A 9660-nucleotide genomic window follows, 5' to 3' on the forward strand; every position below is an offset into this window, starting at 1 on the left:
CCTCGTCGGTGATTAAAATTTTTATCTCGCTCATAAAGCTCTGATTTTACTAAAATAGTCTTTATAAAAATATAAAATAGCGCGGCGGCATTGAAATTTCGTTTAAAATTTATTTGATACGCTTGGGCTCAAGTGTCTGCTGGATTATAAAAATTTATCGCGTTTGCGTCAAGGCTTCGGGCGCGGTAAAATTTTAAAATTTAGCTCATTTTCGATCTGCGTCGCGCGCTTTTGCTTCGTCGCGTGTCGTTATGCGGCGTCGGCTGTATTCGTTGCGCTCGTCTTGTTCGTCGTATTTTGTGCGATCGTCGCGTTTGGTTAAATTTAACGTGGCAGCGGCAAACAGCGCAAGGTTTGAAAGCCTCGGCGTAAAATTTTAAAATTTCACGATAAAATTTTAAAAGCTCTGCCGCATGCAGCGTTTGTGCCGGAGCTTTTGCGACGAAATCTAGATGCGTCGTGCGATGGAATTTTAAAATTCCGAAGCGAAATTTAAAATCGCGAGTAGTGCGTGTCATAGCAGGCATCGTAACATAACAGCGCAAAATTAGCCGCATATGAATAAAACGGCATAAAATTTAAGCGCTCCTGAATACGGCAGCTCGAAATTTAATTAAAGCGGCACGAAATTCAATCGCGCTTAGCTAGCACAACCGCATTAAATTCTGAGCTACGCCGTGCCACACTAAATTTGCCGCCAAGCTGCATTAAATTTTATGTAAAAAATTTCGCCGCTAAGCTACGACAAATTTAGATCAAAATTTCGCTAGCGTGCCTATCTGTGGTAATTTTTTACGAATTTTTCTATGCGCTCAAAGCCGCGTTTTAGATTTTCCATAGAGCATGCAAAGCTTATGCGGAAGTGCCCATCCATACCAAATCCGCTTCCTGGCACCGTGGCTACGAGCCCTTTATCTAGCAGTTGCATGCAGAATTTCATACTATCAGGTTCTACCTGAGAGCAATCTATGAAGAAATAAAATGCGCCGTCAGGTTTTACGACACTAAGCCCTGGGATCGCGCCTATCGCGTCCGTGCCGAAGTCGCGCCTGCGCTCGTATTCGCGCCTCATCTCCTCGATATAATCATCCGCCTCGCCCCGCAGCACTGGCATAGCGCCTGCCTGGACGATGCTTGCTACGTTGCTGACGCTTTGGCTTTGCAGGCTGATCATCGCTTTATTCAGCTCGTCGATTGCGCACGCGGTGTATCCGAAGCGCCAGCCGGGCATCGCGCCGCATTTGCTTAGCCCGTTGATCGTCACGGTGCGCCCGAGCATATCCTCGCTGATGCTTGCTGCGGCTATGAAGCTCTTGCCGAAGACGATTTTTTCGTAAATTTCATCGGCAATTACCAAAACGTCCGTGTCCTTTAGCACTTCCGCAAGCTCTTGTAGCTCCTGGCGCGAATATACGGCGCCTGCGGGGTTGCTCGGGTTGAAAAGGCACAGCGCCTTCGTGCGCGGCGTGATCGCGGCTTTGAGCTGCGAGGCGGTGATTTTGTATCGGTTTTCCGCCTTGGTGGCTACGATGACGGGCTTGCTGCCGCAAAATTTTACAATTTCGGGGTAGGTGACCCAATAAGGCGCCGGTATTATAACCTCATCGCCTTCGTTTAAGATGCAGTTAAAGGCGTTAAATAGCGAGTGTTTGGCGCCTACGTTGGTGATGATCTGATCGGGTCTGTAGTTTAGGCCGTTGTCGCGCTTTAGCTTTTGCGCGATTAAATTTAAAATTTCAGGCGTGCCGCAGATCGGCGTGTATTTGCCGCAGCCCTTAGCCATCGCCTCGATGACCGCCTTTTTGGCGACTTCTGCGGTATCGAAATCAGGCTCGCCCGCGCTTAGGATTACGACGTCTTGCCCCTGAGCTTTCATCTGTTTGGCTTTAGTGCTGATTGCGATTGTTAGGCTTTCACCGAGCTTGCTTACGCGACTTGAAAGTGTTAATTTCATTGATGCTCCTTGGATTGGTTTAGACAATTTAAAATTTGATTTTTGACGCTAAAAGCCCTGCCGCTACTTGGGTCTTGGTCGTAGATATCGTCGATTTTATAATCTCCTCCGCTACGGACGAGTTTGTAGATTATCGTCTGCGCGCCGTAGGGGCAGGTTTGAGTTACTACGACGGTATCGCGCTGCCCTAGCTCAAAATCATATTTCGCGTCGTCGCAGACATCTTGACCGCCGATTACCGGATCGTAGTCCAAACAGCCCACCTCACCTTCGCCAGCAGATGCTTCATCTTGCATAAGCACGGATCTGAAAGAAGCTGATAGGGCATTTTTGTGATCGCCAAAATAGGTGTCCTTGATGTATAGACTTTTTACTAGGCTTATTCTGGCGTCGTCCGCGGAATTTTTCGCGCTATTAGCATCGCTGCCGCTTGCCGACAAAATAGCAAAAATTGTAAAAAATAGAGCTTTTTTCACTTTAACCCTCTTATTTTAATGATTTCAGATACTCTTTGTAGAATTTATTTAGATCCTCATCCATTGCGGAGATATCTTTTCTACCGCTGCAGATGCACTCTTCCAAAATTTCGATACGCTTGATGAGATATTTGATAAGCTCTTGGCTAATATCGGGAATTTTATTATGCGCCAAAGGATCGCTCTCGCAGCTTCCTAAAATTCTAGCCGGCACGCCTACGGCGGTGCAGTTTGGCGCGACGTCTTTTACGACGACGGAATTTGCACCGATTTTGGAATTTTCGCCGATGGTGATGTTGCCTAATACTTTGGCTCCCGCGCCCACTACGACGCCGTTTTGCAGCGTCGGATGGCGCTTGCCGTGCTCTAAGCTCACGCCGCCGAGAGTTACGCCCTGATAGATCAGACAGTTATCGCCGATGATCGCCGTTTCTCCGATGACAAGCCCCGTAGCGTGGTCGAAAAACACTCCTCTGCCGATCTGCGCACCCGGGTTGATATCTACGGCGGTGATTATGCGGCTAAGTCCGCTGATCGCGCGAGCAATGAGCTTAAAACCTCGCTCGTAGAAAAAATGCGCGAAGCGGTAATTTATCAGCGCCCAGACGCCGGGATAGCAGAAAAATATCTCAAATACGCTGTTGCATGCGGGGTCTTGGCGCAAGGGCTCGGTGAAGTCCCGTTTTAAAATTTGCCAAAAACTCATTTGATCGTCTTTAAGTAGCTGTTGTCGTTTAAAAACAGATATAGTTCGCCAAGGATATGCTTTTTCTCTTTTGCGTCTATGAGGTCTGATTTTTCGATCCGCTCGTTTAGGCTTTCGCGGATATCTACTACGTCGTAGTCCATATCCTCCAAGATGTCGATGACCGATTGCGATTCGATGAAATCCTTGATCTCAAAACCGCCGTCATCGCGTAAGATCACGGTCGCTTCGCTCGGATGAGCGAAAAGATTGTGATTCATGCCTAGCACCTCTTGATACGCGCCCACTAGGAAAAAGCCCAGAAAATACTCCTCCTCTTCTGGGTCTACGTCGTGCAAAAATAGCGGGTTGGTCTCTCTATCAAAACCGATCTCTCCGTCGCTATCGCAGGTGATATCCCAGATCGAAGCAGATAGCGTCGCCCGCTCGTCCAGCCTCTCTAGCGGCATTATCGGAAAGTGTTGCTTGATGCCCCAAAAATCGGGCAGGCTTTGAAAGATCGAGAAATTTACCAAATAGCGCTCTTGGGCGTTGCCTAGGGAGTTTAAGAAATTGCTGTATTCTTGCTTGTTGCCTAAAATTCCATACGCCTTTCGCATTATTAGATGAACCAAAATTTCGCCGTTTGAGCGGTCGATCAGATCGACGTAGCCCAGATCAAAAAGGGTAAGCACGCTCTCCATATGCGACATGGCGTCGTGCAGATACTCTAGCGCGTTGGACGGCTTTAGAGTTTTATACAGATCGTATAGCTCGGCGACTACCGGCGGATTGTCCTTTTTTAGGGCGAGCTTCTCTTCGGCATATTCTTGGGTAAAAAGCTCCAAAATTGGCGCTACGAGCACCGCATGGCTGGCGGCTACGTATCTGCCGCTCTCGATAAAAATATCGGGCTCCGCCTCTTTTTTATCCTCTGCGATCGATTTTAGCAGGAAGACCACGTCGTTAGCGTATTCTTTTAGTGTATAGTTGCGGCTGGAGCTTTCTTTGGCTTGGGAGTATTCGATAGCAAGACCTCCGCCTAAATTTATGGATTTTAAATTTTTTGCGCCCATTTTGCGTAGCTCGGTGTAGATATTGCCCGCCTCGATGAGAGCTTTTTTGAGCGGGTGGATCTCTGTAATCTGCGAGCCGATATGAAAATGAATCATCGTAAATTGCTCTATGAGGTCGTTTTTCTTCAGTAAGTTTATCGCCTCTATAAGCTCGGTCGAGGTAAGGCCGAATTTGGAATTTATCCCGCCGCTTTTCGCCCACATACCGCTTCCGGAGTTATGCAATCTGATGCGAAGCCCGATGAAAGGCTTTGGCGCAAAGCGCTCCTTAGCCGTTTCGATGATGGTTTCAAGCTCGTTTAGCCCCTCGATCGTAAGCGTCACGTTATGCCCCATCTCTGCGGCGATGAAGCCGATATTTATAAGCTCCTTATCTTTAAAACCGTTTACGGTAATCGGCGCGCCGTATTTGTTATACGCCATCGCTAGTAGCAGTTCGGGCTTGCTGCCGGCCTCTAGCCCGTATCCGTAAGGCTCGCCGATATCGACTAAATTTTTAACGAAGCCCGGGAATTGATTTACTTTGAGCGGATAGACAGCGTGGAATTTTCCCTTGTAATCAAACTCCTTAATGGCGCGGTTAAAATTTGAGTAAATTTCGACGATCTGCTTTTTGATGAGGTGCGGGAAGCGCAGCAGTATCGGGCCTCGCACGCCGTCTGCGCGGATCTCTTTTATGATATCTACCAAAGGCTGCTTGAAATCGGAGTTTAGGCATAGTTTGCCCCCGTCTATTGTGAAGTTGGAATTTCCCCAAATATTTAGTCCGTAATCGCTCATGCTCTATCCTTAAAAAACGCTTCGACCTCTTTAAATTTAATCGCAAAGGTGGTTTGATCATCTAAATTTTTGCACCACACCTCGGCGCGGTCAAACTCGTCCTGCCCGATGCAAAGGCAAAATTTCGCCTCCGCCCCGTCAGCCGCTTTTAAATGCTTGGCTAGGCTCCTGGGCTCGTATGAAATTTGAGTTTTACAAAACTTTCGCAGCTTTAGCGCAAATGAAAATGCCGTGCTAACAAACGCCTCATCCAGCGCGCCGATATAAATCCCCTCGCGCTCTTGAGGGGCTTCGCGCGTTTTTAAAATTTCGGCTATTCGCTCGATACCGATCGCAAAGCCTACGCCCGCCGTCTTTCTGCCGCCTAAAAACTCCACGAGTCTGTCGTAGCGCCCGCCGCCGCCTACGGCGCTTTGTGCGCCAAGTTCGCTTGAGACGAACTCAAAGGCGGTTTTGCAGTAGTAATCAAGCCCGCGCACGAGCTTGGGATCGATCTGAAATTTTTGTCCGTTTTGGGTTAAAATTCTTTGCAGCTGCGCAAATTCCGCGGCGCAGGCGTCGTTTAAATTTTCAGTTATAAGCGGCGCGGCGACCAAAATTTTCTGGCAGCTTTCGTTTTTGCAGTCCAGCACGCGGATCGGATTGGTGTCGATGCGCCTTTGGCAGTCCTCGCAGAGCCTGTCTTTGCGATCCTGCAAGAAATTTACGAGCTTGGTTTTATACGCAGGCATGCACTCCTCATCGCCTAAAGAGTTGATTTTAAGCGTTGCGGCGACATTCAGTTCGCGTAAAATTTGAGCTAGCATCAAGATCACGCTCGCATCCTCATAAACGCTACTTTGCCCGAAGCACTCGACGCCGAATTGATGAAACTCGCGCAGACGCCCCTTTTGCGGGCGCTCGTAGCGAAACATCGAGCCTTGATAATAAAATTTATGCACGCCGCCGCTGCGGTCTAGCTTTTTTTCGATAAAGGCACGCACGACGCCTGCGGTGCCTTCGGGGCGCAGACAGACGCTCTCGCCGCTTTTGTCGCTAAACTCATACATCTCTTTGCCGACGATGTCGCTGCTCTCGCCGACGCTGCGGCGAAATAGCGCAGTCTGCTCGAGCTTAGGCGTCTCGATGAGACAAAAGCCGTAATTGCGCGCCACGCGCTCGCACACGTTTAAAATTTGCGAGTAGATGCGCGCTTGCTCGCCTGAAATATCGTTCATACCGCGAAGTGCTTTGATCATCTATGAAATCCTTTGTGAAATTTTAAAATTTTCAAATTTTTGCGGCGATTATAGTTAAATTTACCTAAATTTTAAGCCCTGCCGCTCGCGGTTTTATGTCGGTTTTACTTATTTGCGTCGCGCGTCGCGATGATTTTAAAATTTCAAATTTATTCTTAAAATGCGGATTGCACGATCTTTGAAAATTGTTTTAAACGATCGGCGTTTATAAAATTTACGGCGCGACGATCGGCGGGCGGCTTCTAATATTGCGTGCTGAGAGTTTGCAAATACAAGCGCCAGGCTTATAAAAACAGCGCGCCGTTAGGTTTAATATATCGCGCGCTGCGCAGCGGTTGGATTTTAAAATTTAATTTGCGATGCGTCGCGCCGGCTCGCGGCATGCTATGTAAAATTAAAACGCCACCGAAATTTACGCACTGTGCAAAATTTAACGCATTGCGTAAAATTTTAAATTTTACCGCACCGTCGATCGCGCGCCGTTTCGGCTTAGGCGCCTATTTTAAACCGACTAAGCTCGGCGGTAAAATTTCTACTTCGCCGCCTTGAAGCTCAAGAATTCCTCGTAGCGGCGGTCGATGATCTCTTTGATCTCGGCGTAATTTTGCGGCGAGTTTTCTATGTAAAAATAGGCGTTGTCGAAGTTTTTATCGCCGAATTTTCGCGCGACGAAATCGTCGTAATCTTGCAAATACCAGCCGTGCGTTTTGGCAAATTTCGTGCGGTCTGTGGTGTAGTAGGCCTTCGCAAAGGCCTTGCCTGAGGTGTTTAGTTCGTCGCTGCTTAGCACGCCGTCCATGGCGCCAAAGAAATACCCGCGATAATCAAAGCTATCGACCATCCGCGCTATATCGTCCGCGAAATCCGCCGCAAAGTCCTTGGAATAGAGCTTGCGCTCCATGCACCAGCGGAAGAAAAACGCGATGTGCGTCGCGCCGTTTTCCTGCGGAATGTCAGTCGGCGCATTTGCCGCGCCCCAATGCCATTTTGCCTTGTCGTAGGTCACGTAAGCCATTTTGCTCTCCTTTTTTTGGACTTTAAGTTGCATAAATTTTAGAAATTAAAAGCAAATGACGCTTGGTAAAGCTCTAAATTTTATCCGATGCAATCTGCGCCGTGAAATTTCAAATTTTATATCAGATCGCTCCTTACCTCATAATCGCATTCGCTTCGTAAAATTTTGCCGCGGCTAAAATTACGTTTAAATTCTATCGCATCTCGTAGAATTTCATGCACCCCGTCCTATGTCTTTCAGTCGCTGTTTTGCCGCCGCCGTCACGTCCTCTTCGTAATCATACCACGCAAACATCGCGCCGTGCTGCACCGAGCCGCCGAGTAGATCGCCTCCTTGGCGGTTTTTCAGATCGATATTTGCGACCTTAAATCCATCCAGTGTCGCTGCGAACTCGCGCAGGCGCTGCGGCGGGGATTTTAGCTTGGTGTAGAGGTAGCAGCGCCCCGCCTGGCCTTTGCGCCCGACGCGCCCGCGCAGCTGATGAAGCGACGCAAGCCCCATCCGCTCGGCACCCACGATTAAAATGACGCTAAGCCGCGGCAGCGAGATGCCCACTTCTACGATCGTCGTGGTTATCAGCAGTCGCCCCTCGTCGCGGAAGCGGCGCAGAACCTCCTCCTTGTCCTTGTCGCTGCCGTGAGTGATCAGCACGTCCGCAAACTGAGCCTTCCAAAACGGCGCCGCCTCCTCAAGGCTTTGATAGACCGAGCTTTCGCTTTGTTGCACGAGCGGATAGACGATGATCGCTTGATTGCCCGCGGCGAGCTCGCGGCGCAGATCCTGCATAAAGCCCGCAAATCCATCGTTTTGTAGGATTATAGTTTTGATACGCTTTTCAAACGGCAGCTGTTTTAAAAAGCTAAAGCTCACAAGCTCGGATTGGATCATGCTTAGCGTGCGCGGTATCGGCGTGGCGCTAAATTGAATGAAATGCGCGCGAAACTCGCCGCTTCCCGTTAGGCGCGCGATCTTTTCGCGCTGGTTGGAGCCGAAGCGGTGCTGCTCATCGACCATTATGAGATTTGACGGCGCGAGCTCGTGGTAGAGCAGGGCGTGAGTGCCGATGATAAGGTGCGCGCCCGCAAAATTCGGCTCGCGATCGCCGCTTTTTACGAGTAGGACTTTGATCTGCGGCGGCAGCAGACGGAGAGCTTCGGCGTAAATTTGCTCGGCTAGGATGCTCGTAGGCGCCATCAGATAGCTGATGCGTGGGTAATTCATCGCTGCCGCGGCGAGGATTACGAGCGTCTTGCCGCTGCCTACGTCGCCCATGACGACGCGGCGGCGCGCCAGAGGGCTTTGTAGATCGCTAGCGATGTCCTTTATTGCGTTTAGTTGATCGCTCGTAGGCTCAAAAGGAAGCGAAGTAAGCCAGTCCGAAATGTCGTGCAGCGGGTAAATTTGCGCAGGGAAGCTCGTTTTTTTCGCACTTAGCTTTTGTAGGTAGTTTAGAATTTCGACAAATTTCAGCGTGTGCAAAATCATAGCTCCGCTCATCTGTGTGACGGCTACAGCCTGTACAGCCTCGGCGGCATGGACAGTTCCGGTGTCGCTTGCAATTTGAGCGATTGTAGGTATGGCGATTGTAGCTTGGGCGGCTGCGGTCTGGATAGTTTCAGTTTGATAATGCGTAGGTTGCACGACACAATCGCGCGAAGCGCTCATCGGTGCGGCGAGCGCGTCTTGAACAGCCTCGGCGCTTGCGGTCTGAGCGATCGTAGGCTCTGCGATCTGCACAGCCACTGCCGTCTGAATATTTTCGGTTTGATCGCATACGGGCTCTGCGTCTGTAGCTTGTGCGCTCAAAGTTTGGATGGTCGCGGCTTGCGCGCTCGCTACTTGGCTTGAAGTTTGGATTGCTGCGTGTTGCACACCTACGTCTTGAGTTTGGACGATTGCGGATTGCAAATCTGCGATTCGAACATCTGAAGTTTGAATCTCTGCGGGTTGCGTATATATGTCTTGGGTGCTTAAATTTTGTTTTGCGACTGCGGCTTGCTCGGTCTTGGACTGCGCGGCAGCGACATGAGTTAGCATGGGTTGCGCGGTTGCGGCTTGAGAGTCTGCTGACCGTGCTGCCATTTTGGCGCTGCTGGATCTTGGGTCGTTTGAAATTTTACCGCCGCTTGCAGTCGCTTCATTACCGGCTTTCAGGTCGTTTGAAATTTCATCTCTGCGCGCTTCGGTATCATATGCGGCAAGAAAATCCTCGTCGCTTTGGACGTCAAAATTTTCGTCGTTATAAATCTCTGTGCCGCGCACCCGAGGCTGACCGCCGTCTAAGATTTCATCGCTCGCAATCTCGCCGTTGCGGAGACTTGGGTGGGGCGAAGCCTTCGTGCTCTTTGGAATTTCTCCGCTTAAAATTTCATTCGCCGCGCCGCACCTTGTTTCGCAGGCAAGAGCTCCGCTGCTTTGAGGATAGTTTGAAATTTT

At 49.6% G+C, this 9660-nt stretch carries 7 protein-coding genes; all 7 read right to left on the reverse strand.

Features of this window, described 5'->3' with window-relative positions; translation table 11 throughout:
• Positions 1 to 775: 775 nt before the first annotated feature.
• Entirely contained in the window at positions 776 to 1954 is a 1179-nt protein-coding gene (locus tag Q0614_RS11770) for a pyridoxal phosphate-dependent aminotransferase (protein WP_298788903.1), read from the reverse strand.
• A complete protein-coding gene (locus tag Q0614_RS11775; RefSeq protein ID WP_297923615.1) occupies positions 1951 to 2430 on the reverse strand; it encodes a hypothetical protein in 480 nt (159 codons plus the stop codon). Before Q0614_RS11775 ends, Q0614_RS11770 begins: the two co-directional genes overlap by 4 nt.
• A gap of 10 nt (positions 2431 to 2440) precedes the next feature.
• Positions 2441 to 3136 (reverse strand): serine O-acetyltransferase, encoded by a 696-nt coding sequence (gene cysE / locus Q0614_RS11780; RefSeq protein ID WP_298788905.1) that lies wholly within the window; start codon positions 3134 to 3136, stop codon positions 2441 to 2443.
• On the reverse strand, positions 3133 to 4971 hold the full coding sequence (speA, locus tag Q0614_RS11785) for a biosynthetic arginine decarboxylase (protein WP_298788906.1): 1839 nt from the start codon (positions 4969 to 4971) through the stop codon (positions 3133 to 3135). Before speA ends, cysE begins: the two co-directional genes overlap by 4 nt.
• Entirely contained in the window at positions 4968 to 6209 is a 1242-nt protein-coding gene (gene hisS / locus Q0614_RS11790; protein WP_298788907.1) for a histidine--tRNA ligase, read from the reverse strand. Before hisS ends, speA begins: the two co-directional genes overlap by 4 nt.
• A gap of 532 nt (positions 6210 to 6741) precedes the next feature.
• Positions 6742 to 7224: a hypothetical protein gene (locus Q0614_RS11795; RefSeq protein ID WP_298788908.1), complete on the reverse strand. Its 483-nt coding sequence runs from the start codon at positions 7222 to 7224 to the stop codon at positions 6742 to 6744.
• 213 nt (positions 7225 to 7437) lie between these two features.
• A complete protein-coding gene (gene recG, locus Q0614_RS11800; RefSeq protein ID WP_298788909.1) occupies positions 7438 to 9306 on the reverse strand; it encodes an ATP-dependent DNA helicase RecG in 1869 nt (622 codons plus the stop codon).
• Between the last annotated feature and the right edge of the window lie 354 nt (positions 9307 to 9660).

Origin of the sequence: uncultured Campylobacter sp., from assembly GCF_937997595.1 — a bacterium.
Lineage (GTDB): Bacteria > Campylobacterota > Campylobacteria > Campylobacterales > Campylobacteraceae > Campylobacter_B.